The sequence below is a fragment of the Methylocystis parvus genome (genome assembly GCF_049675845.1).
In the GTDB taxonomy this organism is placed as follows: Bacteria; Pseudomonadota; Alphaproteobacteria; order Rhizobiales; family Beijerinckiaceae; genus Methylocystis; species Methylocystis parvus_A.
On sequence record NZ_CP187161.1, the window covers coordinates 1,055,090 to 1,080,661 of the forward strand.

Genomic DNA, 25,572 nt, shown 5'->3' on the forward strand with positions numbered 1-25,572 from the left:
AAGGGCGTCAGCTCGCCTTCTTGCGCGCGAAGCGTTCCAGAAGCGGAGTGAGAAGCGTCTTCTTGACGCGCCGCGCAGCGACCCGACCCATCAGCAACCGGCCGATATCGTCGAGCGTCTCGACGATTTTCGATCCGGCTTCCACTTCCGCAAGCATCTGGCCGTTATTCGCCGCCGTGCCGAAGAGCTTCGGCTCGAAGGGCACGACGCCGAAGGGCTCGATCTCGATCGCCTTGGCGAATTCCGAGAGCGAAATCTCCGGACGGCGCGGCACGCCGACCATATTGAGGATGACGCGCGGCGGATGATCGTTCACGCGCGAGGCGCGCAGAGAGTCGATGATGGTCTTCGTGTTGCGCAGATTGGCGAGATCCGGCGCCGCCACGATCACGACTTCGTCCGCCGCCACAAGCACGCGCTTGGTCCAGCCGCACCATTGGTGTGGGACGTCGAGAATCGAGCACGGGGTCGTCGAGCGAAGAATGTCGAGCGTCGCGTCGAATGCCTGCTCGGGCATATCGTAAAGACGGTCGACAGTCGCCGGCGCAGCGAGGATGCTGAGCGTGTCGCTGCATTTCGACAGAAGGCGATCGACGAAGTTGGCGTCGAGGCGCTCGGGCGAAAAGACCGCATCGGCGACGCCTTGCGGCGGATCCTGATTGAAATCGAGACCTGCGGTGCCGAAAGGCAGATCGAGATCGACGATGACGGTCTGATATTCGAGGAGACGCGAGATCGACCAGGCTAGGTTGTGCGACAGCGTCGACGCGCCGACGCCGCCCTTGGCGCCGACAACCGCCACCGTGCGGCCGAGCATCTCCGCGGCGGGGCCGTTGTACAGGTGCGACACTTGAGCGATGAAGCTCAGCACCTCCATCGGAGCGACGACGTAGTCGCTCACGCCGCGGGACGTCAACTCGCGATAGAGCGCGATGTCGTTCTCATGGCCAATGACCATCACCTTGGTGCCAGCGTCGCAGAACTCCGCGAGGCTGTCCAGTTGATCGATGAGCGCCGCGCGGTCGGAGAATGTCTCCAGCACGATCAGATTGGGCGTGGGCGCCGTGCGGTAGGCTTCGATGGCGGCCGGCAGGCCGCCCATGTGAACCTTCACATGGGCCTTGCTCATCCGGCGGTCGCCCGCCGCGCTTTCGATGACGCTCGCTATGTCCTGCGACTCGCAAAACGCCTGGATCGAAATGCGTGGCACCGGCGCGATCAGGTTCGAAGGGTCGCTCTGCGACGCGCGCTCGACTGCTGTATCGGACATTACGAGCCCCCACCCACGCTGCTGATATCGGATGCCTTGAGACGCCACACCGTGCTCGGATCTTCGCCGCGGCGCATCTTGTTGATGCCACGCATGCGCGTTTCGATGTCGGACGCGGTTTCGGCGCGCGGATTGGCGAGATCACGCGGATCGGCGACCTGCGCCGAAAGCGTCGCCTGAGAGGCGCAGCCGAAATTCCAGTAGGTTTCGTTCTGCCAGCCGTCGAGCGTCGAACCCGAAGCAAGGTCCCTCGGCCATTCGCCGCAGCGGTCGGCCACCTTGGCTTTGATCGACTGGAACGAAAGGCGGATCGGCGCCGCGAGCTTCGGATCGGTGACAGGATAGGTTCCCATCATGATGTTGCCGCGCAGGCCCGCCGAGGCGAGCGCATGACGCAGGGCGTTCGCGTCGCCGGCGCTGGCGGCGGCCGCCGCGCTGCCGGTCGGCGTCAGCATCGTCACCTGGCCGTGCCCGAACTCGGAATAGCGTGCGACGAACTCGCGAACCCGACCCTGAGTTTCGGGATCGAGCCGTCCATGCAGCGTCGCCGGGAAGACGTCGAGAACCTGCGGCGAGTCGCTCAGAACGACCGGGTGGCGGTCATGATAGTCGTAAGGCGTCACCGGCGGCGGCAGAGTCCGGTTGACCCCGCAGGCGCCGAGGGGAGCTGCGAGCAGCAGCGCCAGGACTTTTCCCGCGCGAAGCGCGTCGCGCCGCTTCGTCTTGTTTGCGAAGCCGCCGCGCGTCTTCGCGTTCTGGATATCGGTGGACATTGTCATGATCCCTCGCGACAATCGCGCGTTAGTCGTGAATGAAGCCGATGCGGCCCTTGAAGTTCTGTCTCATCTGCGGATTGCTGCGCGTCGAATAGATCCGGTTCACGCGACCAAGCAGCCAGCCCTGCGGATCGCTCGCATCCGCAAGGTTGTCGTCGGGCTTCGCGACCTCCTGTTGCGAAATCGGGCGCGCGATGTAGGGCGTGACAACGACCAGAAGCTCGGTTTCGTTGCGCAGATAGTCTCGCGAACGGAACAGCGCGCCGAGAACCGGGAGGTTCAAGAGACCCGGAAGGCCAGTGATCGCCTGCGCGGACTTCTGCGTGAGCAGGCCCGCCGTCGCGATCGATCCGCCGGAGGGCAACTCGACCGTCGTTTCGTTCTTGCGGGTCTTGAAGCCGGGAACGGTCACGTTGGCGTAAGTGAAGCTGTTCTGCACGTCCACTTCGGTCACTTCCGTTGCGAGACGCAGCGAAATGCGGCCCTCCGAAAGAACGACGGGGATGAAATTCAGCGAGACGCCATAGGGCTTGAACACGATGCCGGGCGTACACACCGGCTGGAATCCGCCGGTCGAAACCGTACAGGCGCCGGACCCTGGAACGGCGATTTCGCCGCCGACGAGCAGCTTCGCCTGCTCGCCGGAAATCGCGGTGACGGTCGGCTCCGCGAGGATGCGCGTGACGCCATAGCGCTCGAAGGCTTTGAGCGTGGCGCGCGTGTCGTTCGGGCCGTTGATGATGAGCGCGGTGTCCGACACGATCGGGTTGACCGCGAAGGGGTTCTCCTGCACCAGCCGACCCCAGCCGCCCTTCAGGATCGTGTCGCCGAAGGATTGCGCGGAGAAGCCGAGCTGCTTGATGACTTTGCGCTCCACCTCGGCGACGGTGACCTTGAGCATCACCTGCTCTTCGCCGCGAATGGTCATGGCGTTGATGACGCTGCCGTCGGCCGAGCCGCCGACGCCGCCGACCTGGGAAGTCGCCGTTGCGCCGCCCGCGCCGCCCGCCGCGCGCGACGCGAAACCTTTGGCGATGTCGACCGCGCGCTGCGCTTCGCCGGCCGAGCCGACCGTGCCCGTCAGGATGATGATGTCGTTCACCGTGCGCGCCACGATGTTCGTCTTCGGCAAGGCGGCCTTGAGCAGGGGCATGAGCTCGCCGACGTCGCGGCCGATGCTGATCTCGAGATTGGCGACCTGACGCCCGGCCGAGTCGAGCGCGATGATCGTCGTCTGACCAGCCTCGCCGCCCATGATGTAGAGCTTGCGCGGCGTGCGCACGACGGCGTCGGCCACTTTCGGATTGCCCACGACGAGCTCCGCAGCGTCGCGCGGCAGATCGACGATCATCGACTTGCCGACGCCCATGGAGATGCGACGCGCGAGCGACGCGCTTGCGTCGGCTTCAATACCGGACGGATAGGGTCCTTGCGCCAGCGCCGGCGTCGAGGCGCCCGCCGCCGCGATTGCAATCGTCGCCACCGCGGCGCCGACCAGGTTCTGCATCAAGCGGCTCATACGCGGCGCTCCTCGCGATTTGTTGGATAGGGAAAATTCAAAGGTCATCGGGGCGCTCACTTCATTCGCAGGTTTGCGGAGACGCCGTGCTTGACGACGGTCAGCGTGTCGTCTTCGCCGGAATCCGGCGGCGCCTCGGCAGCCGCGTCCTTCACGATCGCGTCGGTGATCGGCCGCAGGGAAAGCACAAGCTGTCCGGTGCGCTGGGCGAGAACGACGAGCTCGGCCTGACGAGGATCCAGCTCGAGAGTGGCGGTGGAGCCGGTCACGACCGGCTCGGCGCCCTTCTTCTCGATCGTCTGACCCATCGCCAGCACGCGCACATTGGAGAGCACGACCTCGGAGCCATAGACTTCGTGGCCGAGATCCTTCGTAGCCTCTGTGTCGCGATAGGTGCGGATCACGTCGACGCGGTCATTGGGAAGAATGAAGCCGCCGGCCGTGTTGTTCAGCGTCACGTCGATGGCGATGGCGCGCTTGCCCGGCGACAGCATGGTCGACATCAAGCCCGCGGTGACGCCCTTGATCAGGCGATCCTTGCGCACAGGCTCGCCCCCCGAAATCGGGATGCGCACATAAGACGTCTTGAGGTCTTCCTTGGCGTTGGGCGCCTCGCTCTTGGAGAGAGCGCCCACCGGGATCGAACCCTTGGGCCAGTCGATCCAGTTGGTGTCCGCATCCGTGATCTCGGTGCCGTAGGGCAGATCACGCGCGGCGACCAGCACCTGATCGACATTGACGGGCGACGGCGCGACGATCTGAACCGGCGGCGGAGGAGAAGAGCCGTTCATCATCATGAACGCGGCGCCGCCGGCGGCGACTGCGACTGCGAGAACTGCGATTTGTGCCTTGTTCATCGTGCAATATCCAACGCCTCGCCAAATCGAGGTTGGACACAATTCAAGCGGATAAACGTCAAATTAGGGTTAATCAGATGTTACAAGTCGTAGATATTTGAGAGCGCCAAAAATGCACAGCAACGCTTTGAAATCACATTTGTTACGCGGGGGCGTGCGCAGCGGCTCGCGAGGGGCCGCGGCGCAACCTCTTCTTAAGAAAATGGGCTGCGGGGATTTACGCAGCAAGCGGCGAATCCCTGTCGCCGCGCTCGCAAAAGCGCTCAGACGCCAGACAGTTTGAGCCAGAGCAACGACTGCGGATAGACGATCAGTCCGCCGATCGCGAGCGCAATGCCGTAGGGCACGCCGTTGGTCTTTTCGGCGAGGCGCGCGACGAAGTCGATCGAGAGCAGCCGCTTCGGCAGGTCATTCCAACGCATCATCATGATGATGACGGTGAGCACGCCACCGGCGAGCGACGCGACGAGCCCGTAGTCGAGGAGATTTTCCCATCCGAGCCAGAGCGCCGTCGCCGATGCGAGCTTCGCGTCGCCGCCGCCGACCCATCCGAGCTGGAACATGCCGAATGTCAGCGCAAGGACCGCAAGGCCGCAGGAGACATGCATCAGCAGCGTGTGCCAGGGAAGCGGCAGATAGGCTGCGAGCGCGAAATAGACGAAGACGAGGATGAGCGAAACCCGGTTCGGGATCGTCATCGTAAAGAGATCGGAGAAGGCGGCGAAGACCATCAGGGTCGGGAAGACGATGAACGCCACGGCCTCGATCATGGAAGAACCTGCTTATGTCGCCTTGCGAAAGGTGCGTGGACTGAAGCCTAAGCCGTAATCATTAACCTGCCGTTAAGCAGGATGGACGGCTGACCTCTGAAATAACAGCGGCCCCGTGTCCGGGGCCGCCGATGCGTTCCTGTACAGGAAGAGCGATTAGGCGAGGTTGCCCGAAACCTTGGCGAAAGTGCCCGAGAGGTTCGTGCCGAGAGCCTTGACGCCCGCGATGATGGCGACGCCGATCAGCGAGGCGATCAGGCCGTATTCAATGGCGGTGGCGCCCGACTCATCCTTAACGAAACGCGCGAAGATCTTGTTCATAGTCCTGCTCCGAACTGAGTTTTCGCTCTATCGAACCTGCTCCGTTTGTAGGCTCGACCGAACGCCTCGAAACCTAGACGTGATATCTTTCAAGATCGTTGATTGCGATATCGGCAAATCGCCTAATTCGACGTCGCGGAGACACGCTGCCGAACGAGATTCAACTTTGAATGGAAGACTGTAAATTGCACCCCGCGTCCCGCCCCCCATGGGGTCCAAGCCGCCGATGGCCACGGCTTCGCCCAGAGCGGCTGGGATTTGAGCGCTTTGTCAGCCATTTCCCCACAAGTTGAATAAAATGCCTTTTATCAATCGTTCACCATTAGCTGCTTTATTCCTTTGAAGTCGTAGCGGCAGGGGAATTCAAGCCCAGCCGACGCGGTCGCCGAAACGTCCCAACAATTCCCAAGCGGGCGACGGCTTTATCCAGTCCGCAAATTGGCGCCGAGCGATTGCGCTGCAAGGTGAACCGCATGACCTTTGTTACGTCTCTCTTCCGCGGGGCCCTGCTTCTGGCCTTTGGGGTCGTCGGCCTGCAGGCCGCGATTTCTGGAGCCCTGGCCAATGAACGCGCCATTCGCGTCGATATCGATTACGCCCGCATCGTGAAAATTCCGCAGGGCGCTTCCACGCTCGTGATCGGCAATCCGCTAATCGCCGATGTGACCATGCTGAAGAACAGCCAGCTCATGGTCATCACGGGCAAGAGCTTCGGCACGACCAACCTCATCGTCCTCGACAAATCGGGCGCTCAGGTAGGGGAGTCGATCGTTACGGTCGTGCCCGCAGAGGACAAGGTCGTCGTCCAGCGGGGCCCTCACCGGGAGTCGGTGTCCTGCAACCCCCGCTGCGCCAAGACGGTCGATCTCGCCGACGACGTCACTTACATGAACAGCGTCATCGAGGCCGTGAAGGCTCACGACAGCGCGGCCACCTCGGCGCGTCGCTAAAGCTTTAGCGCTCTTGGTAACCAAGAGTCGCGATCCGACGCCCAGACGGCGAGTCTCGAAGAGATTGGTAACGGGCCGGCAACCGTTAGGCGTCAGTTTTTTTCGGATAGCGGCGGGCAGAGCCTTTTGCTCTGCCCGAGACGCAGCTGGAAAAAACAATGACGGCCGCCCATCGTTTCACTTCACGGTTTTCGCTATTTGCGAAGCGACTGCCCGGCAAGGGCTTTCTCGCCGATGTCCGTGGCACGACGGCAATCGAATTCGCGATGATTTCGGTCCCGTTCCTCGGCCTCATCGGCGCCATTTTCGAAACCGGCTCGATTTATTTCCGCACCGCCCAACTGCAAATGGCGACGGAAACGGCCAGCCGCGCGGTTCTCACGCACAGCACGGCAACCGGATTGACCTACCAGCAGTTCGTCCAGCAGAACATCTGCACGTGGAAGAGCTCCGGCGTCGTGAAGCCCGGGACGCTCTCCACCATGTTCGACTGCGATAAGATCCTGGTCGACGTGCGCAGCCCGGCAAGCTGGGGAACGGCCGACACCGGCAACAGCTTCTACAACACGCCGAACGCCGGCTCGTCCGTCATCAACATGCCGGCCCCGGGGCAGATCGCCATTGTCCGCATCGTCTATCCGATGACCGTGATCTCGGGAATGCTCGGCGGCGGCGTCTTCAAGGGGAACACATACAGCCAGATCCGCACCGGGCAGACGCAATACAACAGCGCATGGACCTACATGCTCATGGGCATCGCCGCCTTTCGGGTGGAGCCGTAATGTTGAAGCGTCTCGTCAAAAGGCTTCAGCAGAACGAGTCCGGCATCGCCGCGGTCGAATTCGGCCTCATCCTGCCGCTCATGCTGATGATCTATATGGGCCTCGTCGAACTGTCGCGCGGCATGCGCGCGGCGCAGAAGCTCGATCTCGTCGCGCATACGCTCGCCGATCTTACGGCGCAGCAACTCACGGGCGGCCAGAACACAGGACAGGCCGGCCTGAAGGAAGCTGATGTCACTGCGATCTTCTCGGCGGCGAATACGCTGATGGCGCCGCTGCCGGTCGCCAACCTGAAAATGACGATTTCGGAGGTCAACATTACCTCGCCCAGCGCGGGCAATTGGCAAGCGAAAACGAGTTGGACGGTGACTCGCAACAGCGCGACGGCGCGTCCCTGCCAGGTTCTGTCGCCCTCCACTGCAGCGCCGGTTTCCGTGACGACGATTCCGCCGAGCTATGTGCAGGTCACCAACGGCGTCAATCCGACGACGGGCCCGATTATCGTCGCCGACGTCGTCTACCAATATTCGCCGGGCGTGCATTTCGAGTTCTTCAAATGGGGCTCGCCGCCGACCTGGACGATGCAGCGCACCAGCTACGCGCCCGTGCGGAACACCTACGTCCCGTCCCACATTCAGTATTTCATGACCTCGGGAACGAACTGCAATTCGCCCACGCCCTGAGGTTGTCGGAACAAAAATGGCGACGGCTCAGAGGCCGGAGCTCAGACTGCTGACAAAGTAGTGTTGACGCCCCTCGTGCTTCGAGACGCCTGCTGCGCAGGCTCCTCAGCATGAGGGGCTTCTTTTTCTGCGTGAACCACTTAGGCCTCATCCTGAGGAGCGAGCGAAGCTCGCGTCTCGAAGGACGAGGCCGCCTCGGGAGCTTGTCAGCAAGCTGAGCGCCGGCTCCAAACGCCGGCGCTCTTTTCATTTAGATGGTTTGGTTATACGCGCCGACTTCCGGGTTCTGGCGCAGGATCCCGTCGATCGCAGCGAACATCTCGCGCAGCTTGGCCTCGGACGCCGGGCTCTCCACGACGACGACCAGCTCCGGCTTATTCGAGGACGCGCGCACCAGGCCCCAGGTTCCGTCCGCGACGGTGACGCGCACGCCATTCACCGTCACGACGTCCCGGATCGGCTGGCCGAGCAACTGCTCGCCACGCGCCTTCATGCCCTCGATGTGGGCGGTGACCTTCTTCACGACCTCGTATTTCTTCTCGTCGTCGCAATGCGGCGACATCGTCGGAGAGCCCCACGTCTTGGGCAGGTCGTTATAAAGGTCGGACATGCTCTTGCCGGGATTGCGGTCAAGCATTTCGAGAATATGAACCGCGGTCAGCAGCCCGTCGTCATAGCCGCGCCCGATCGGCGCGTTGAAGAAGAAATGGCCTGATTTTTCAAAGCCGGCGAGCGCATTGAGATCGTTGACGCGGCGCTTGATATAAGAGTGGCCGGTCTTCCAATATTCCGTATGCACGCGGCGCGCGACGAGCTCCGGATCGGTCGCGAAGAGTCCCGTCGATTTCACGTCGACGACGAACTTCGCGCCCGGATAGACCTTCGAGAGATCGCGCGCGAGCATCACGCCGATCTTGTCGGCGAAAATCTCTTCGCCGTTATTGTCCACCACGCCGCAGCGATCGCCGTCGCCGTCGAAACCGAGGCCCACATCGGCGCCGGTTTCACGCACCTTGTGCGCGATGGCGTGGAGCATCTCCATGTCTTCGGGGTTTGGGTTGTAGCGCGGGAAATTGTAGTCGGGCGTCACGTCGAGCGGGATCACCTCGCAGCCGAGCCGCTCCAGCATCTGGGGCGCGAAGGCGCCCGCCGTGCCGTTGCCGCAAGCCGCCACAACCTTCATCTTGCGCGCGAAGTTCGGGCGGCGGCAGAGATCGTCCAGATAGCGGGCGCCGAAATTCTCGATATAGCGATAGGAGCCGCCGCCAGCCTCGCGGAACTTGCCGGAGAGCACGATCTCCTTCAGCCGCGTCATCTCGTCGGGCCCGAAAGTCACGGGCCGCTGCGCGCCCATCTTCACGCCCGTCCAGCCATTGTCGTTATGCGACGCCGTGACCATGGCGACGGCCGGGGCGTCGAGTTCGAACTGGGCGAAATAGGCCATGGGCGACAAGGCGAGGCCGATGTCGCGCACGCGCACGCCCGACGCCATGAGACCCGCGACCAAAGCGAGCTTGATGGAGGCGGAATAGGACCGGTAGTCGTGCCCGGTGACAATGTCCGGCGCGACGCCCATCTCGTGGATCAGCGTGCCGAGCCCCATGCCGAGCGCCTGCACGCCCATCAGATTGAGCTCCGGCCCGAATAGCCAGCGCGCGTCGTATTCACGGAAGCCCGTGGGCTTTACGAGCGGCTTTTGTTCATATTCGAAGGTATTCGGAGTCAGGCTGGCGACGGGCTTGGGCAGCATGGACGTTCCTTGCGGAAATTTCGGACGGTGCAGGGTTTACACCGTCGCGGGAGAGCGGCCAAATGGTTCGCGCCCAAATCCTTTCCGCCGACGTTCCCGGCCCCTTACTGCTTCAAGGCCAGCGCCCCGGACTCGACCGAGAAGCGCGAGAGCTTGGACAGGAAGGTCATGCCGAGCAGGCTGCCCGAAAGCGCGCCGCGCTCCCCCACGACCGCGTCCACGTCATGCACCACGATGTTTCCGATCCGAACGTCGGTGAGCTTCACCCTTGCGACATGCGCGACGCCATTCGCCGTACTGACTTGATATTTATAGTCCGCAGGCATCGGGAAAATCCCCGCCGCCGATGCATCCTCATAGGAGAGCGCGACGAGCGTCGCGCCGGTGTCCACCATCATGCGCGAGATGCGCGCCCCGTTGATCTCGGCGTCCGTCAGAAACTGACCGACGCCGTCGGCGGGGATCCGGATTTCGCCCGTGCGCACCGGAAGCGCGGCGCGGGTGGGCGCGACAGAAGCCGTGACGGGGCGCATCTGCGCGCTTTGCGGCGTCCGCCCGAAGCTCCCGAAGCGCGGCCCCAGATGCATCAAGGCGTTTGCCATGATGAGGCCGATGAAGATGGCGATGGCGGCGAATTGAATTTGGGTCCCGAGCATGAGGCTCCCTGCCCCGCGGCTGATTGGAAAGGCGCCCTGCCCGGCGCCCCGAATGACGTTAGGGGCGATCCTGACCCGTAAATCTTTGCCCCGCCCTTAAAACCAGCGGTGAAATTCCGACAATCCTCCCGAGAAAAAACCGTAAGCCCGATCCGGGCGTTGCCGGCGCGACGTTGGATTGCGTCCAGCTGCCGCCCCCTTGTCAGATTCGGTCAGCAACCCCAAACTGGCGGTTTCTAGACAGGCTGAATCCTGGGTGTTCCATGAAGCGCGCTTTCTTCCTCTTTTTGATTGCGATTTCAGCGATGCCCTTGATGACGTTTCCCGCGCAGGCGGGACTTTCCCGCGCCTGGGTCTCCAGCAAGGGATCGGATACGCCCTCCTGCGGCGCGCTCGCCTCACCCTGCCGGCAGATCAAATATGTGCTGGACAACGCGCTGGTTTCGCCGGGCGGCGAGATCGACATACTGGACCCCGCGGGTTTCGCGCCCTTCACCATCTCGCAGGAGATCAGCGTCATCAATGACGGCGTCGGAACGGCGAGCGTTCAGCAGACGACGGCCGGCCAGAGCGCGATCACGATCAACACCAACGGCCCGGCGAAAATCACGCTGAAGGGCCTCAGCATCGACGGGCGCGGGGCGGGCGCCAATGGCGTGCTGGTGTCATCGAGTTTTCCCATGGGCGTGGCGCCTACTTACGCAGGTGAAATCAACATCCTTGATTGCGTCATCAAGAATTTCGCCGACAACGGGATCGCCGTGACCCCGGTCGCGACGGGTTCGGGAATGTTCCAACCCAATCTCGACCTCACCGTCGCCAATACGCTCGTGCTTCGCAACGGAGCCAATGGAATGCTGATTTTCCCCCCGAACGGGCCTCTCGTCGTGGTCGCGACGACGCTGATCAGGAATTCCGTCTTCAAGAACAACGCCGCCGATGGGCTCAAGACAGACGGTTTTGGCGGTCACACCACCATGATCGAGCAGAGCACGTTGTACCGGAACGGCGCGAATGGACTCAATCTGCGGGCCGGCGTCTCGACGACCGTAAAGCATTCTACGATCATGGCGAACGCCTATCTGTCCGCTGGAAAGGACATATATGCCGGCGCACCCACGTACCTCTTCGACAACAATACGATCGGGACGCTGCAAGTGGACGTGCAGACCGTGACGGACGGCACGAATAATGTCTTGACGCGCACAGGAGCAACTTTGACGCCCTTGAGCAGGCAATAGAGTGCGGCAGTCAATTGCGCGGCTTTGCCCGCGTCGTCGGCGCCGCGCTCGCCGGATCGTCCGGCCACACATGGCGCGGATAGCGGCCCTTCATTTCCTTCTTCACGTCGCTCCACGACCCCGCCCAAAAGCTCGGGAGGTCGCGCGTCGTCTGGATGGGCCGATGCGCGGGCGAAAGTAATTCCAGCGTCAGCGGCACGCGACCGCGCGCAAGCGTCGGATGCTGAGAGAGTCCATACAGCTCCTGCACGCGCACCGAGAGCAACGGCCCATTGGGCGCGTCGTAATCGAGCGCGTGACGCGAACCCGCCGGCGTTTCGAAATGAGAGGGAGCTTCCGTATCGATGCGGCGCATGAGGTCGTAAGGCAGGAGAGACGCAAGCGCCGCGTCGAGATCGTTCGCGCTGATGTCGCTTATCGACATGCGGCCGATAATGTAGGGCGCGAGCCATTCTTCTACGCTTTGCGCCAGCGTGGCGTCGGAGAGATCGGGCCACTCATCGCCTTCCGCCTTGCGCAGAAAGGCGACGCGATCTCGAAGCTGCGCCTGCCCTTTCGTCCATGGCAGACGCGAGACGCCGAGCGCTGCTAAACCCCGCGCGAGCGTCAATGCGCTTTCATCATTCGGTTCGATGGATAAATTCTGCTCGCTCAGGCGTATCGCGCCGAGGCGGCGAAAGCGTCGGCGCCTCAGGCTTGCGCTCGCGGGATCGAACACGGTCTCGTCGCGCGCCTCGATGCGATCCGAGGCGATCTCCTCCACCTCCTCCGCATCAAGCGCGCAGGCGGCGAGAATGCGCGCCTGCGCCGCGCGGCCAGTGAGTTCGGCGACTGCGAGATAAGGCGCGCGCGACAGCGGGTCATCAATCGGCAGGCTCGCGGCGCGGCCATTCGCCATCAGGAAGTCGCCCTTCGCGCCACGCGATTTGGCGAGGCGATCTCGATAAGCGAGGGCAATGAGGGCGCCGTCGGAGAGTGGCTTGGGGTCCCGCGGCCCGGCCGCCGCCTTCGCGAGTCTCGCCCAATTCGCCGCCAACCTCTTCGCATCGCGCGCGCGCTTGGAGCCGTCTCCCCGCAGCCGATCCAGCCGATGCGAGAGATCCGCGTCATTGCCTCCGAGCCCGCGCTCCGAAAGCAGCATGGCGAGTTCCGCCGCCCGCTCCGCCTCGCCATGTCTCGCGGCCTCCAACACCATGCGGGCGAGGCGGGGCGGCAGCGGCAGCGTACGCAGCGCCCTGCCCGTTTCAGTCAAGCGTCCATCGGCGTCCAGCGCGCCAAGATCGGTTACGAGCGCGACCGCCTCTTTCCATGCCGGCGCCGGGGGCGCGTCGAGCCATTTCAATTGCGTCGGATCGCTCACGCCCCAGGCGGCGAGATCCAGCGCGAGGCTCGAGAGGTCGGCGGCGAGAATTTCAGGCGCCGCAAAGGCGGGCAGCGAGGCCGTCTGCGGCTCGTCCCACAAGCGGTAGCAGACGCCCGGCTCCGTGCGGCCCGCGCGGCCGCGGCGCTGATCGACGCTCGCCCGCGCGGCGCGCACGGTTTCCAGCCGGGACAGGCCAAGGTCGGGCTCGTAGAGCTGCACGCGCGACAGGCCGCTGTCGATCACGATGCGCACGCCTTCGATCGTGAGCGACGTTTCGGCGATGGAGGTCGCGAGCACGACCTTGCGTCGCCCCTTTGGCGACGGCGAAATGGCGCGGTCCTGCTCGCCGCGATCGAGCGCGCCGTATAGCGGCGCAATGTCCACGCCCTCCAGCCGCGCCTCCTCAAGCCGCGACGCAACGCGCATGATCTCGCCCTGCCCAGGCAGGAAAGCGAGCGCCGAGCCCTTCTCCTCGCGCAGCGCGCGAATGATGGCGCGTGTCACCGCGTCTTCGATGCGTTCATTCGTATCGCGGCCGAGATAGCGCGTCTCGACATCGAAGGCGCGGCCTTCGGAGACGAGCGTCGGCGCGTCTCCCATCAGCGCCGATACGCGCGCGCCGTCGAGCGTCGCCGACATGGCGATGAGGCGCAGATCGTCCCGCAGGCCGGATTGCGCGTCGAGCGCCAGCGCGAGGCCGAGATCCGCGTCGAGCGAGCGCTCGTGATATTCGTCGAAGAGCACGCAAGCGACGCCGTCGAGTGAAGGATCGTCGAGGATCATGCGCGCGAAGACGCCCTCGGTGACGACCTCTATCCGCGTCTTCGCCGAGACTTTGGATTCGAGTCTCATGCGCAGGCCGACCGTCTCGCCGACCTGCTCGCCCAGTGTCGCGGCCATGCGGCTGGCGGCGGCGCGCGCGGCGAGGCGGCGCGGCTCCAGCAGGATGAGCTTGGCGCCTTTCGCCCAATCCGCGCCAATCAACGCCAGCGGGACGCGCGTGGTCTTGCCGGCGCCGGGCGGCGCGACGATCACGAGGTTGGAAGCTTGCGCCAGCGCCGACTGAATGTCGGGCAGCACGGCGTCGATGGGCAGAGCGTCTTGCGAGCGGGTCATTGAACTCGGGGTCAACAAAAAAGGCGCTCCCGCCTCGCAGCGGGAGCGCCCCTCAATATCAGGCTTCGCGTTACGCCGCCTGCTGGATCGCGGAAAGCTTCCAGGCGTCGGCGCCGGCGCCCGCCGGGCGGCGGAAGGTCCAGACCTCGGTCGCCTGCGAAGCGCCCGGAGAGCCCGGCGCGGGCTTGCCCGTCGTACGGTCCTCCATCACGTCGTTGAGCGTGAAGCGCATGGCGACCGTGGCGTATTCGTCCGAGCCCTCTCGCCAGGCTTCCGACAGGTCGCCCTGCAGCAGCTTCACGTCCGTGACGCGGTTGACGAGGCCCTTGCGGCGGTTGCCCTCCAGCTCGTCGTCGAAATGGCGCACCATTTCCGGCGTCGCCATGGCGCGCAGTGCGTCGAGATCCTCGCGGCTATAGGCTGCCTGCGAGGCGCCGAGCAGGCGCTCGAAGGCGTTGAAGTCGCCGGCCGCGATCTGGATCGGCTGCGCCCGGGGGCGCTGCGGGGCCGCGCCGGCGCCGAAGCCCACCGGGCCAGCGCCGAGGCCGCCCGTCGGACGGCCGCCAAAAGGCGCGCCGCCGCCGAAATTGAAGGTCGAACCGCGCGGCCCGGCGCCCGCCGCTGCATTGCGGCCCTGCCACCAGGCGAAGGCCATGCGCGCCAGGAAGACGATCAGCGCGATCTGCAGCAGGAAGCCGATGATCGACATGAAGCCGCCAATGCCGCCGAAGAAGCCCTGACCCGTCAGCAGGCCGAAGAGACCCGCGCCGAGCAGGCCGCCGGCGAGGCCGCCCATCAGCCCGCGCCCGAAGGACGAGCCGCCATAGGACGGATTATAGCCCGGCTGATTCATGCCGTAGCCCGAACGCGGCGTATCGCTGCGCTCGAAGGGCGAGGTCATGCCCGGCGAGGTGCGGGTCGACGGCGGAGCCGACCAGGTCCGCGAGCCGCGCGAGCCGAAGCTCCCGCCCCCGCCCATGCGCGCCTCGGCAATGGCCGGCGCGAGCGCGAGAAGCGTCGCAAGAACCAGTGAAATCAGCGATCCGCGCTTTTGCGCAAGAAACCGCAACATGTGTTTTCCCCTTTCGCAGGGAGCGTGCGCCCCCTCGGGAGAGGAATATAGGAAGCGCGCGACCAAGCTGCAAAGGCGGGGGCGGCGGGGGCGCGGCGAATCCCACCCATGCGCGGCGAAAAGCAAAACTTGGCTGCAAGGCAGTAAAATCGTCGCGGGTCAAAAATAATCTGGGCCACGCCATTGTTATTGCCAAAAATTAGATTATGTTCATTTCATCGGGTTTCGGCCGGACGATCTTACTTTCTCTCTCGCCTCTGGCGCGTCGGCTTGTGACTTCCTCTCCAGAACTACGATTTATCGCGACGGCGGGAACGCCGGCGCACACCTGCTCCTGGAAAGGACACCCCATGCAGACTGGTATCGTTAAGTGGTTCAACGCCAATAAAGGCTTCGGTTTCATTCAGCCGGAGGCCGGCGGAGCCGACGTCTTCGTTCACATCAGCGCGATCGAGCGCGCCGGGCTCGCCACCTTGGTCGAGGGCCAGAAGGTTGGCTACGAGTTGATGGCGGATCGCCGCAGCGGAAAAATGTCGGCGGACATGCTGCAGATTCAGAGCTGATCTCTAAAAGACCCCGCGCCGTCGCCGAAAACATCGGCGGCGCGAGGCCTATGCGCTTGGGAGGACGGCGATATCCGCCGCCTCCGATCTCGAACATAAAGGCCTGACGGCCATGACGAAGAATCAGCGCAAAGGCAATCGCGAAGCCAAGAAGCCCAAGAAAGAAAAGTCTGCTCCGGCCACGATGCCGGGGACGCCTTGGGCCACGCTGGAAAAGATCAAGACCCAGGACCGCGCCAAGAAATAGCGGCGCATATAGGCCCGCCAAAGCGCGCGCCCCTCTCTCGACCTGAGTATTCGCACATGACGGACTTCATCAATGCGCGCGCACGCCATCGCAGCGCAAGAATCGCGGCTGTTCCCACCCACAAATTCGAGGTCGGCGTCCATGTCGCCTATCGGGGCGGCGGCGGCTCGGGAACCTATTCCGTTACCCGGCAGCTGCCCGATGGCGGGCAGGGCTTGCAATATCGGGTCCGATCGGATCGCGACGGACAGGAACGCGTCGTCATCGAGTCCGCTCTCGAACGTACGATCCTGTAGGGAGCCAGCGCCGAGCGGGCGTAAGACAAACAGGGAGGATCTCATGCACGCCAGAGACTATGCGATGGAAGCCTCGCTGTTTTACGCCAAAAGCGGCCAATCCAAGCGGAAGGCGCTCACTTTCCGGCGCTTCGCAAAAGCTGCCGACGCGATCCGTTTCGCAGTGGAGGACCTTGCGCCGAAACTCCTCGGAGGCTGCTCTCTCGAGGTGAATGAGACGCACTATTTCGGGCGTGAAATCCGTCCGCTCTATGACGACACTGCTTTCCCCCTGGCGCGACGCAAACCAAAAGCCGCGAGCAAGCCGCGCCTTGGCAAAGAGTCTTTGGCGCTTGCCCCGGCTCTTTTCGCGAAAGATTGATTTCGCGCTTCTGAAAGAATCGTCGTCCCGGAGCGCGTGTATGGCGCGACCGCGGCGAACGCGCTACACGACGCGCATGCGTCAATATCTCGACCTGCTCGATAAAATCCTGCGCGAGGGCGTCCGCAAGGAAGACCGCACGGGCACCGGCACGCTCTCCATTTTCGGCCACCAGATGCGCTTCGATCTTTCGGCGGGCTTCCCGCTCGTCACGACGAAGCGGGTGCATCTGAAGTCGGTGATCCACGAATTGCTGTGGTTCCTGAAGGGCGAGACCAATATCCGCTACCTGCAGGAAAACGGCGTCACCATCTGGGATGAATGGGCCGATGAAAACGGCGACCTCGGCCCGGTTTACGGCAGCCAGTGGCGCGCCTGGCCGGCGCCGGGCGGCGAGATCATCGACCAGATCGCCTGGCTGATCGACGAGATCAAACGCAATCCGTTCTCGCGGCGCCTCGTCGTCACGGCCTGGAACCCGGCCGAGATCGACAAGATGGCGCTCGCGCCCTGTCATTGCCTCTTCCAGTTCCACGTCGCCGAGATAGATGGGAAGAAGCGCCTCTCCTGCCAGCTCTATCAGCGCTCGGCGGACGCTTTCCTCGGCGTCCCGTTCAACGTCGCCAGCTATGCGCTGCTCACGCAGATGGTCGCGCAGGTCACGGGGTGCGTTCCGGGCGACTTCGTCCACAGCTTCGGCGACGCGCATCTCTATCTGAACCATGTCGAGCAGGCGCGGCTACAGCTCTCCCGCGAGCCGAAGCCCCTGCCCCGCCTCGCGCTCAACCCCGACGTGACCTCGCTCTTCGACTTCCGCTACGAGGACATTTCGGTCGAAGGCTACGATCCCTGGCCGGCCATCGCGGCGCCGATTGCGGTATAGAGGCTCATGGAACCAAAACTCGTGGCCGTCGTGGCCCGCGCGCAGAACGGCGTCATCGGCGTCGGCAACGGCCTGCCCTGGCGGCTGTCCAGTGACCTCAAGCGCTACAAGGCGCGCACCTGGGGCCGGCCGATGATCATGGGCCGCCGGACCTGGGAATCGATCGGCCGCCCCCTGCCCGGCCGCGAAAGCGTCGTCGTCACCCGCAGCCCGGACTACGAGGCCCCCGGCGCCCATGTCGCGACGAGCCTTGCCGATTCGGTCGACATTGCCCGGAGGCTCGCGATCCAGATGGGCGCGCCGGAAGTCATCGTGGCCGGCGGCGAGGAAATCTACCGCGCGCTCCTCGACCAGACGCATGTCATCGAACTCACCGAGGTCGCGCTCGACATCCCCGGCGATGCGCATTTCCCCCAGCTTTCGCCGGAAGACTGGGAGGAAATCGCCCGCGAAACCCCGCCGCGCGGCGAGCGCGACGAAGCTGACTTCGCCTTTGTGACGCTCCAGCGCCGGCGCGGTTGAGAACCGCAAATTTAAGGCCGAAACCAGTTGCGGGAACCGCGCTCTATGGCTATAAGGCCCCTCAACAGCGGCCTGCGGGTCGCCGGTTCGGAGTGTAGCGCAGCCTGGTAGCGCACCTCGTTCGGGACGAGGGGGTCGGAGGTTCGAATCCTCTCACTCCGACCAGACTTTCCACTTTCCAGTTGGAAAGACAAAAATAATCGGAACTGGTGCTGGTAGCCGCCCCACAAACTACCCCACAGTTTGATTTCATCGCCTCTCTTAGTGCACCGGACCCGCGCAGGGGCCTCACTCGCTGTCATGCAGACCCGCCACTATCCAAGTGCGCTGCCGCTCTGCCTACCACCCCATGCTCCTTTCGGATCTCTACGTAGTCACCTGGGCGCAGGATGCGCGGCATTTCCTCGCCCTCGATCATCAACCCGGCTGAGCCGCTGAGCAGCACGACCCATTCCGCCTGCTCTTGGTCGCACCAGAAGCTCGGCGGGCTGGCCTGACCGGTCGAGACATGCGCTCGATGCGGGCGCCGCGAACGCCGCCAAGGTCGTGAACCGCTCCTCGGCGCCAGCGGCCGGCGGGTTTTCGAACAGGTTGCCCGCTCTCGGCATGAGTCTCCTCCATGAGACGTCGCCTGCGTCCTCATGCACCCCATGCCCCCAATAAGATGAAAGCGGCCACCCGGTCCGGTAATCATTAGCGCGAGGTCGTCGATCGCGGCGCGCTCCGACATCGAAACCGACAATCATCGCGCCGGCGCAGGCTTTGTCGTCGCCGTGCGTCTGGCGCCGAAAGCCTGGCGGCGCGAAGCTACGGCCCAGAGTCGGGCGTCTTAAGGCGGGACCTCCTGCGCCGAAAAGTGGCGAAGCGCCGGACGCTGCTTCGTCGCACACTCCAGCAAGACTTGCGAATGCAAAGAAGTAACTAATTACTTTGTTGGGCTTTTACGAACGGGTTAGGTCGCCAGGAGGGCCGGTTCATGACAACGATGGCGGAGGTTCTCTCAAAGGAACGAGAGAAGGACGAACGCATAATCCAGAGCGAGCTGGGGAAGGCCATTCATCAATCCTTCCAGGCGATCGTCCGTGAGCAAGTTCCTAATCGAATGGCGCTCCTACTCCTGCAATTAGCGGCGGCACAGGTTGTGAAGCCGCATTGCCGAGCAAGGGAAGCCTCTATCCCGACCGCAGTGGGTGTCTCTGAGTCCAAGCTCGACAGGGCAACGCGGCATGTAGCCAGGGCCAAACTGCTTATTGCTCGGCAACGGGAGCGGGTGGCGCAGCTTCAAGCGGAGGATCGCCCTATAGCAGATGCTTCATGCATGCTTGATACTTTTATCCAAACACTCGAGGCGATGGAACATCATCAAGGCCTCCTGCGCGAAGAGGCTGAAGGCAAGGATCAGAAGCCTGAATGGATTTTTTCCCGGCTGGCGGCTCGAGCTCTCGCCGCCTGACACTGGCTACTCTCAGTGTGAGCGACCGAGGCAGCCTAGCGCCGATTCTCGCTATTTCCCCGCATGACGCTCCTGATCACTTCCTCGCAGCCTGCGACGACGCGCTGGAACTCGTCCGGAGCTTCGGCAACTTTCATGCTTGCAAGAAGCATTTCGGACTCCCGAATGCATTGCAGGCTACCTTGTAAAAGGTCCGCCGTTCGTTCGAGGAGCATACCGCGCTGATTGCACTTCTCAGGCTCTTTCGCTTTGAGCGTCGGGAAGGACCGGCATTGATGCGCGCGCTGAAGCTGTCGCTCGACCAATCGATGCATCGCTTTGCCTGTCCCATCATCAGTTTCGAACGAGCGCTTCCTTTGTCGCTTGTCGGGAAAAGCAGGTAACGCATTGATTCCTAGAGACAACAGACGCGGGGGCGTGCGGCGGCGGCGCTGGCATGCGGCTCTAGAGGGCGGAGACAACCGGAGAGGCGACCAGATGGTTGGAGGGAGGGGACGGGGCATTCGATCAAAATGCGCGATCAACGCCTTTCCCCTTCCCAAGGATGCGCCCGGCCCGGCCTACAAAGCGCCGGGCTTTGCAATTTCGCCGGGGTCAGAGGGCCAGGGTCAGGGCGAACAGCAACACGGCGAGCGCGAAGCCAAAGAAAGCAAAGCCGAGAATGATGCATCCACCGACGGGCGGAAGCATCGTCAATAAAGCGCGAGAATGGACGGGACGGCAATTAGAACGTCGCTAAACTTGCCCTTGGCAGGCCAGCGCGTCACTTCGCCACTTGGTCTGTGCAGGTTTCCATCAGCTCTGCAATCTCTGCGACGGACAAGCAAGCGTCCGGGTGGTCCCTGGCAATTGCCATTTCCGGCATGGACGGAGCTACAGCCTCCTCGGGTTTCTGAACGACGCCCCGACCGCCATGCTGCTTTATGACTCGCAACCCTTCGGCGCCATCATTGTCGCCTCCGCTTAAAACCACGCCAAGGACGCGGCCTGCGTAAGCCTCTGCGGCCGAGATGAAGAGGGGGTCAGCGGCGGGTCGCGTATGATGCACCTTTGGCCCACGTTCCAGATGGATGCGCCCGACCTCCAGGACCATGTGCTGATCGGGCGGGGCGACGTAGATATGTCCCGATTGGATGGGGGCGCCATCTCGGGCGAAGGACACGTTCAACCTGGAGGACCAGGAGAGAAGCGTCGGCAAATTGCTTCGCTGGGCGCCAATATGCATGACAATGAAAACCGCTGCCGGGCAGGCGGCTGGAAGCGCCGCCACGATCCGGCGCAGCGGTTCAAGTCCCCCGGCTGAGGCGGCGATGACGATGATGTCGCTCATGGGAGCAACAAGCCGCTGCCGTCGTCGAAAGTTCCAAACATTCACAGCCTCAGGACCGCCATGCCCTCCGGAACGTACAGAAGTTGGCTTCAGTCTATGGGCGGTCCGTATTGCGAGGTCCTGCCCCGCTGCCGCTCGCGTCGTCTGACGAACGCGCTTATATGAGAGGGAAAAACGTGAATTCAGGGAGGGATCATGAGCGCCGCCGGCCAACATAACGACCGGTATGTCGCTCATACGCCGATCTGCGCGCTAGGGGCCTCTGCTGGGGGCGTTAGCGCCCTTAAAAACTTCTTCGCGCATATCCGCACGGACTTGGGCCTGGCCTATGTGGTGATCGTGCATTTGGCGCCCGATCATCCAAGCTCCTTGAGTGAAATATTGGCCGCCCAGACGCGCATGCCGGTGACGCAGATCGAGGGCGCGGCGACGATCAAGCCGAATTGCGTCTACGTGATCCCGCCCAACCGGGAGTTGGTGATCGACGGCGACAACCTGACGGCGCGCCCCTTCAGCGGATTAAAGGGCCGACGCTCTCCGATCGACTTGTTCTTCGAGTCCGTCGCCGCGGGGAGAGGCGATGGCATCGCGGTCTTGTTGAGCGGGTCTGGCTCGGACGGTACGCTCGGCATGCGGGCGGTCAAAGAAGCGGGCGGCGTCGTTTTCGCCCAAGATCCGGCCGACGCCGAATTTCCGATGATGCCGGAAAACGCGGTGGCGACCGGGGTCGTCGATTTTGTGGCTCCGGTCGCGGAGCTGGCGGAACGCCTTGCCCAGGTGAGGTGCAGCCAGTTGGCGATGCGAATTGAAAGCGACGAAGACACAGAGCAAAGCATTCGCCAGATCATCGCCTTGCTGCGCAGGCGCACGGGGCACGACTTTTCGAACTACAAGCGGCCGACCGTCATGCGCCGGCTTGCGCGGCGGATGCAGGTCGTTCGGCGAGAAAGCTTCGCCGATTATTACCGCTATCTCCAGGGGAGCAAGAACGAAGTCTCCGAGCTTTTCTCGGATCTTCTGATTTCGGTGACCTCCTTCTTCCGAGACCCCGACGCCTTCGTCACCCTGTCGGAGAAGGTGATCGAGCCGCTGTTCGACAGGCTTGACGACGAAACGTCGGTGAGAGTCTGGGTGATTGGTTGCGCGACGGGCGAAGAGGCTTACAGCATCGGCATTCTGTTGCTTGAGGAGGCTGCGCGCCGCGGCGTTCATCCGCAAATGCAGATTTTCGCGAGCGACATCGACGAACTCGCGCTCGCGGCGGCGAGAGAGGGGCGTTATCCGAAGTCGATCGAAGCCGACGTCTCCGAGGAGCGCCTGCGCCGCTTTTTTGTTCAAGACACGAATTTTTATCGCGTCAAAAAGGAACTGCGCGACCTGATCCTGTTCGCGTCGCACAGCGCCTTAAAGGACCCGCCCTTCATCAAGATCGATCTGGTTTCGTGTCGCAATTTGCTCATATACATGCAACGCGAGCTTCAACGGCAGCTCTGCGCCTTGTTTCATTACGCGCTCAAGCCGAACGGCTATGTCTTCCTCGGCTCGGCCGAGACCATCGACGCCGCGCAGTCTCTTTTCGTGCCCGTCGATCGCGACGCGCGCATCTACCTTTCCATTGGGCAGGCGGAAAAGGTGACGCCGCCATTGCCGCATCTGACATCGGATTTTGCGACCATCGAGCATCGTCCCGCGCAGCCGGTCGTCGCCGAGCCGGCCGTTGGCGTCGGCCACGCGCACGCGTCGGCTCTGGAGAAGAACGCGCCGCCCAGCGTGCTTGTCGACAGCGCATCCAAGATCCTTCATCTCTCGCCGAATGTTGGCCGCTTCTTCAGGCCCCTTGAAGGGCCCTTCAGTCCCGAGTTGTCGGCTCAGGTGCGTCCAGAGCTGCGCGTCGATCTCAAGCTCGCTCTGCAGCGCGCGGTCGAGAAAGGGGAGTCCTCGCTCAGCGTTCCGATTCCTGTGGCGTTCAACGGCGACGCCCATTTGGTCGCGCTGCATGTGACGCCCTTCAGGGAAGAAGGGCAATCGCGCATCGGGCAGGCCCTCGTCTTCTTCATGGATCTCGGCAAGGCCCCGCATGCCGATGAAATGCCCGAGATCGAGGAGGTCAGCCGAGCGGAAATCAAACGCCTGCGTCAAGAGCTCGCGGCGGCGCAGGACCGACTCAGCGCCGGCCGGAGGGAGTATGAACAGGCGACTCAGGATTTGCGGGCCGCCAATGAGGAGCTTCAATCGATCAACGAGGAATATCGTTCGACGGCCGAGGAGCTGGAGACCAGCAAAGAGGAGTTGCAGTCGATCAACGAAGAACTGCAAACCGTGAATGGCGAGCTGAAAAGCAAGCTCGAAGCGATCTCGACAGCTCACAACGACCTGGAAAATCTTGTCGCCGCGACGGAAATCGGCACTCTGTTCCTCGACTCCCATTTGCGAATAAGGTTTTTCACGCCCCGCGTGAACGATTATTTCAGCATCGGCAAAAGCGATATTGGCCGCATCATCTCTGATTTCAGGCACCGTCTCCTTTACGAGGGTCTCGAACAGGATGTCGCCGCCGTCCTGAAAAGCCTTGTTCCTGTCGACAAGAGCCTTCAAACCGGCGACGGACATTGGGTGTCGATGCAGGTGCGACCCTATCGAACGCTCGAGGAGCAAATTGACGGCGTTGTCGTCACCTTTAGCGACATCACGAAGCTGAAGCTCGCTGAACAGGGGCTGGAGTTCGAGCTGCGCGCCATGGCGCGGCTGCAAGAGCTTAGCACCAAGGTCATGGAGGCGAACCAACTCGAGCAGCCTCTCGGCGCAACGCTCGATGCGATCATCGAGCTGACTGGCGCTAATTTTGGAAGCATCCAGCTCCTCGATCAGACGAAAAACATGCTGCGGCTGGTCGCGCACCGAGGCTTCGAGAAGCGGTTTCTCGATCAGCTCAGGGATGTCGTCATCGCTTCCAGCTCGTCGAGCGGCATCGCGCTTTCCCGGTGCGAGCGGGTCGCTCTCGAGGATGTCGAAAAGGACCCTGCGTTCAAGCTGAGCCTGGACGAGGCGAGGGTCGCGGGCTATCGGGCCGTCATCTTTTCCCCACTTTGCGCGACGTCAGGCCGGTTGGTCGGACTGCTTGCCGTGTATTTCCATGTACCCCACCAGTTCTCGCCTCATGAACTGAGGCTGGTGGATATTTGCGCGCGCCAAGCGGCGGACGCCATCGGCGTTTATTTATTGCAGCAGGAGCTGAGAGAGGCGGACCGCCGCAAGGATGAATTCCTCGCCATGCTCGCTCATGAATTGCGTAACCCGCTGACGCCGATCCACAACGCATTACAGGTTTTGAAGCGCTCGAGCCTGGACGCCGGGGAAATTGAGCGCGCTTATGGGCTGATCGAAAGGCAAACGTCTCACCTGATGCGACTCGTCGACGATCTTCTCGACGTTGCGCGCATTACGCGCGGAAAGGTGGAGCTGGATATAAAGCCGTTCGACCTCAGGATCGTGATCAACCAGGCGGTTGAGACGGTTATGCCGCTCATCGAGTCACGCCGCCAAAAGATAGAGCTGTCGCTCTCTGACGAACCGCTGAAGGTTGAGGGCGACTTCGTGCGTCTCTCCCAGGTTTTTTCCAATCTGCTGAACAACGCCTCCAAATTCACGCAACTTGAGGGCTCGATACATGTTTCGGCGCGCCGCGAAGGCGACGCCGCCGTGGTCCGCGTGCGCGACAATGGGGCTGGGTTTACGCCGGAGAGCCTCGCGCATGCCTTCGAGCTCTTCAATCAGGGAGACAAGTCGCCCGGGCTCGAAAAAAGCGGCATCGGCGTGGGGCTGGCGCTCGCCCGGGGCATCGTCGAACTGCATGGCGGCCTCATAGAAGCGCACAGCGAGGGCAGAGGAAAAGGCAGCGAATTTGTCGTTCGACTGCACCTCTCCAAGAACTCCCACGACGCCGCTGATGAGACAAAGGCCGAGGCGCCCGTCGCCGTCGCTTCGAGGAAGGTCCTTGTCGTGGACGATCAGGCTGACGTGGCTGAGAGCATTGCCATGCTTGTGCGGTCTCTCGGCGGCGAAGCTCATACGGCGTGCAATGGCCCCGCCGCCATCTCCCTGATTCACCGCCTGAATCCTGAAATCGTGATCGCCGACATCGGCTTGCCCGGAATGGACGGTTATGCGTTCGCGGGGGAGCTCAGAAAGCTGCCGCACGGAAAGAGCCTGATCCTCGCCGCGCTCAGCGGGTGGGGGCAGGAGGACGTTCGCGACCGAGCATTGAAAGCAGGCTTCGACCACTTCTTCGTAAAACCGATCAAGGTTGACGCGTTGGCGCAGCTGCTTGCGCTGCACAATGGTCGCGGATGACTACGGCGCGACCAGTCCGACATATCCTCCGACCGAAGCGCCGTCGATCTGGTCCACAGGTCGATCTGTGAGCGCCGCCGCATAGGTTATGAGAGACGACCGCCATTGATCGCGATGCTTGGCGTTGCGCCACCCTGCCTTCTTGCTGTCGATCAATTCGCTGGCGACGCGCCCGAAGGTGGGCTTCGGCGCCTCCGCCGGCCCTGCCCTTCGCGCCTCGATCGGGTTGACGCCCGAGCGGACCAGCTCCCGAGCTTCAGCCGTCTTCTCGCGGAGAAACCACCAGGACCGGCCCGCGCTTTTGGTCCACGAATAGACAGAGCCCATCTCACTCCGACTATTCTACAAATAGTTACGTAGTTAGATTTGCCGCCATGGGCGGGGCGTTGCAGCCAGTATTGAAGTCTGGCGCCGCTTGACCTCTTCTCTCCCTGCCCCAGC

The 25,572-nt window shown here is 62.9% G+C and carries 24 protein-coding genes and 1 tRNA gene; 13 read left to right on the top strand and 12 right to left on the bottom strand.

Going from position 1 to position 25,572, the window contains the following annotated elements; all coding sequences use genetic code 11:
* Positions 1-7: 7 nt before the first annotated feature.
* From ACPFMJ_RS05630 to ACPFMJ_RS05655, 6 genes are all read right to left on the bottom strand, one after another.
* Complete coding sequence (locus ACPFMJ_RS05630; protein WP_424362861.1) at positions 8-1,270, bottom strand: AAA family ATPase; 1,263 nt, start codon at positions 1,268-1,270, stop codon at positions 8-10.
* Positions 1,270-2,043 carry a CpaD family pilus assembly protein gene (locus ACPFMJ_RS05635; RefSeq protein ID WP_424362862.1) on the bottom strand — a complete coding sequence of 258 codons (774 nt, stop codon included), beginning with the start codon at positions 2,041-2,043 and terminating at the stop codon, positions 1,270-1,272. Before ACPFMJ_RS05635 ends, ACPFMJ_RS05630 begins: the two co-directional genes overlap by 1 nt.
* Positions 2,044-2,071: 28 nt before the next feature.
* Positions 2,072-3,565: a type II and III secretion system protein family protein gene (locus ACPFMJ_RS05640; protein ID WP_424362863.1), complete on the bottom strand. Its 1,494-nt coding sequence runs from the start codon at positions 3,563-3,565 to the stop codon at positions 2,072-2,074.
* A 56-nt stretch (positions 3,566-3,621) separates the two neighbouring features.
* The gene (gene cpaB, locus ACPFMJ_RS05645) at positions 3,622-4,422 is read right to left on the bottom strand and encodes a Flp pilus assembly protein CpaB (RefSeq protein ID WP_424362864.1); all 801 of its coding nucleotides are present in this window, start codon (positions 4,420-4,422) and stop codon (positions 3,622-3,624) included.
* 263 nt (positions 4,423-4,685) lie between these two features.
* Entirely contained in the window at positions 4,686-5,192 is a 507-nt protein-coding gene (locus ACPFMJ_RS05650) for an A24 family peptidase (protein ID WP_424362865.1), read from the bottom strand.
* Between the two features lie 156 nt (positions 5,193-5,348).
* Positions 5,349-5,513: a Flp family type IVb pilin gene (locus tag ACPFMJ_RS05655; RefSeq protein ID WP_424362866.1), complete on the bottom strand. Its 165-nt coding sequence runs from the start codon at positions 5,511-5,513 to the stop codon at positions 5,349-5,351.
* Positions 5,514-5,986: 473 nt separating this feature from the next.
* Between ACPFMJ_RS05655 and ACPFMJ_RS05660 the strand changes: the two genes are divergently transcribed.
* The 3 genes from ACPFMJ_RS05660 (at position 5,987) to ACPFMJ_RS05670 (ending at position 7,928) form a co-directional block, all read left to right on the top strand.
* Positions 5,987-6,463, top strand: a complete 477-nt coding sequence (locus ACPFMJ_RS05660) for a pilus assembly protein N-terminal domain-containing protein (RefSeq protein ID WP_424362867.1) — start codon at positions 5,987-5,989, stop codon at positions 6,461-6,463.
* Positions 6,464-6,621: 158 nt separating this feature from the next.
* Positions 6,622-7,245: a TadE/TadG family type IV pilus assembly protein gene (locus ACPFMJ_RS05665; protein WP_424362868.1), complete on the top strand. Its 624-nt coding sequence runs from the start codon at positions 6,622-6,624 to the stop codon at positions 7,243-7,245.
* Positions 7,245-7,928: a TadE/TadG family type IV pilus assembly protein gene (locus ACPFMJ_RS05670; RefSeq protein WP_424362869.1), complete on the top strand. Its 684-nt coding sequence runs from the start codon at positions 7,245-7,247 to the stop codon at positions 7,926-7,928. The genes ACPFMJ_RS05665 and ACPFMJ_RS05670 overlap by 1 nt, the downstream gene beginning before the upstream one ends.
* A 250-nt stretch (positions 7,929-8,178) precedes the next feature.
* On the opposite strand, the gene ACPFMJ_RS05675 is transcribed toward ACPFMJ_RS05670, so the two are convergent.
* Together ACPFMJ_RS05675 and ACPFMJ_RS05680 are read right to left on the bottom strand one after the other, a co-directional pair.
* The gene (locus ACPFMJ_RS05675; protein ID WP_424362870.1) at positions 8,179-9,678 is read right to left on the bottom strand and encodes a phosphomannomutase/phosphoglucomutase; all 1,500 of its coding nucleotides are present in this window, start codon (positions 9,676-9,678) and stop codon (positions 8,179-8,181) included.
* A gap of 104 nt (positions 9,679-9,782) precedes the next feature.
* Positions 9,783-10,334, bottom strand: coding sequence for a retropepsin-like aspartic protease family protein (locus tag ACPFMJ_RS05680; RefSeq protein ID WP_424362871.1), 552 nt, complete (start codon positions 10,332-10,334; stop codon positions 9,783-9,785).
* Positions 10,335-10,648: 314 nt separating this feature from the next.
* Here ACPFMJ_RS05680 and ACPFMJ_RS05685 point away from each other — a divergent pair, with 314 nt between their 5' ends.
* Positions 10,649-11,575, top strand: coding sequence for a right-handed parallel beta-helix repeat-containing protein (locus ACPFMJ_RS05685; protein ID WP_424362873.1), 927 nt, complete (start codon positions 10,649-10,651; stop codon positions 11,573-11,575).
* Positions 11,576-11,585: 10 nt separating this feature from the next.
* On the opposite strand, the gene hrpB is transcribed toward ACPFMJ_RS05685, so the two are convergent.
* Together hrpB and ACPFMJ_RS05695 are read right to left on the bottom strand one after the other, a co-directional pair.
* Entirely contained in the window at positions 11,586-14,054 is a 2,469-nt protein-coding gene (gene hrpB, locus ACPFMJ_RS05690; protein WP_424362874.1) for an ATP-dependent helicase HrpB, read from the bottom strand.
* 70 nt (positions 14,055-14,124) lie between these two features.
* Positions 14,125-15,126, bottom strand: coding sequence for a TIM44-like domain-containing protein (locus tag ACPFMJ_RS05695; RefSeq protein WP_424362875.1), 1,002 nt, complete (start codon positions 15,124-15,126; stop codon positions 14,125-14,127).
* A gap of 350 nt (positions 15,127-15,476) precedes the next feature.
* Between ACPFMJ_RS05695 and ACPFMJ_RS05700 the strand changes: the two genes are divergently transcribed.
* The 8 genes from ACPFMJ_RS05700 (at position 15,477) to ACPFMJ_RS05735 (ending at position 19,451) form a co-directional block, all read left to right on the top strand.
* A complete protein-coding gene (locus ACPFMJ_RS05700) occupies positions 15,477-15,689 on the top strand; it encodes a cold-shock protein (RefSeq protein ID WP_424362876.1) in 213 nt (70 codons plus the stop codon).
* Positions 15,690-15,801: 112 nt separating this feature from the next.
* Positions 15,802-15,936, top strand: a complete 135-nt coding sequence (locus ACPFMJ_RS05705; protein WP_424362877.1) for a hypothetical protein — start codon at positions 15,802-15,804, stop codon at positions 15,934-15,936.
* 56 nt (positions 15,937-15,992) lie between these two features.
* Complete coding sequence (locus ACPFMJ_RS05710) at positions 15,993-16,232, top strand: hypothetical protein (RefSeq protein ID WP_424362878.1); 240 nt, start codon at positions 15,993-15,995, stop codon at positions 16,230-16,232.
* A 43-nt stretch (positions 16,233-16,275) separates the two neighbouring features.
* Entirely contained in the window at positions 16,276-16,593 is a 318-nt protein-coding gene (locus tag ACPFMJ_RS05715) for a hypothetical protein (protein ID WP_424362879.1), read from the top strand.
* 76 nt (positions 16,594-16,669) lie between these two features.
* Positions 16,670-17,476 (top strand): thymidylate synthase, encoded by an 807-nt coding sequence (locus tag ACPFMJ_RS05720; protein ID WP_424363794.1) that lies wholly within the window; start codon positions 16,670-16,672, stop codon positions 17,474-17,476.
* Positions 17,477-17,482: 6 nt separating this feature from the next.
* Positions 17,483-17,998: a dihydrofolate reductase gene (locus ACPFMJ_RS05725; RefSeq protein ID WP_424362880.1), complete on the top strand. Its 516-nt coding sequence runs from the start codon at positions 17,483-17,485 to the stop codon at positions 17,996-17,998.
* Between the two features lie 88 nt (positions 17,999-18,086).
* Positions 18,087-18,163, top strand: a tRNA-Pro gene (locus ACPFMJ_RS05730).
* Positions 18,164-18,974: 811 nt separating this feature from the next.
* On the top strand, positions 18,975-19,451 hold the full coding sequence (locus ACPFMJ_RS05735; RefSeq protein ID WP_424362881.1) for a hypothetical protein: 477 nt from the start codon (positions 18,975-18,977) through the stop codon (positions 19,449-19,451).
* Positions 19,452-20,214: 763 nt separating this feature from the next.
* On the opposite strand, the gene ACPFMJ_RS05740 is transcribed toward ACPFMJ_RS05735, so the two are convergent.
* Positions 20,215-20,781 (bottom strand): chemotaxis protein CheB, encoded by a 567-nt coding sequence (locus ACPFMJ_RS05740; RefSeq protein WP_424362882.1) that lies wholly within the window; start codon positions 20,779-20,781, stop codon positions 20,215-20,217.
* 195 nt (positions 20,782-20,976) lie between these two features.
* Between ACPFMJ_RS05740 and ACPFMJ_RS05745 the strand changes: the two genes are divergently transcribed.
* Positions 20,977-25,131 (top strand): chemotaxis protein CheB, encoded by a 4,155-nt coding sequence (locus ACPFMJ_RS05745; RefSeq protein ID WP_424362883.1) that lies wholly within the window; start codon positions 20,977-20,979, stop codon positions 25,129-25,131.
* Here the strand turns inward: ACPFMJ_RS05745 and ACPFMJ_RS05750 are convergent, their stop codons facing one another.
* Positions 25,132-25,458, bottom strand: a complete 327-nt coding sequence (locus ACPFMJ_RS05750) for a phage integrase central domain-containing protein (protein WP_424362884.1) — start codon at positions 25,456-25,458, stop codon at positions 25,132-25,134.
* Positions 25,459-25,572 lie beyond the last annotated feature (114 nt).